The organism is Dietzia sp. IBK-p2-16D, assembly GCF_057773085.1.
The window spans coordinates 1-461 of the sequence record NZ_JBYMTL010000056.1; the positions used below are offsets into that span (position 1 = coordinate 1).

Below are 461 nucleotides of genomic sequence, written 5' to 3' on the forward strand. Positions count from 1 at the left end.
GCCTGCGACGTCGCCGAGTCGTTCGAACCCGTCGTGACCTGCCTTGACGATGGGGCGGAATCGCTCAAAGAACGCGCGCATGGAATCGGCGACGGACTTGAGGACCGACTTTGACCCGAGGTCAATCACCCGGTCGCCGGGAAGGCGGAACTCTCGCGCGGGGAGGATATTCGACGTCAAGATCACGACGGCACCGTCTCGGTAGTAACTGGCGCCATATCGGGCGTCGTCGGTGCGGCGAGCCCCTGGAGCTGCGCAGATACCCACGCGCGCCCCGGCGCCCCGCCGCTGGCCTGCCACGCCTGCCACTCAAGCGACGGGGCCAGAGCAAGCGCCCATGACGAGTGCGAATCGTACCACGCCTTGAGCGTGCGCAGCGTCATTGAATCGAGCCCCGCGCCAGCGGCGAGGGTGCGTGCCCGGTTGCGTAGGATGCCCATAGGAAGGCGCCCTTCCGCCGG

General features: G+C 67.7%; 2 protein-coding genes. Both read right to left on the bottom strand.

Features of this window, described 5'->3' with window-relative positions; all coding sequences use genetic code 11:
• Positions 1-186 (bottom strand): hypothetical protein (locus AC3DE3_RS17325; RefSeq protein WP_488370859.1); only part of this gene is annotated, 186 nt, incomplete at its 3' end.
• Positions 183-461: hypothetical protein (locus AC3DE3_RS17330; protein WP_488370860.1), on the bottom strand; the 279-nt coding region annotated here is incomplete at its 5' end. The genes AC3DE3_RS17330 and AC3DE3_RS17325, both read right to left, overlap by 4 nt.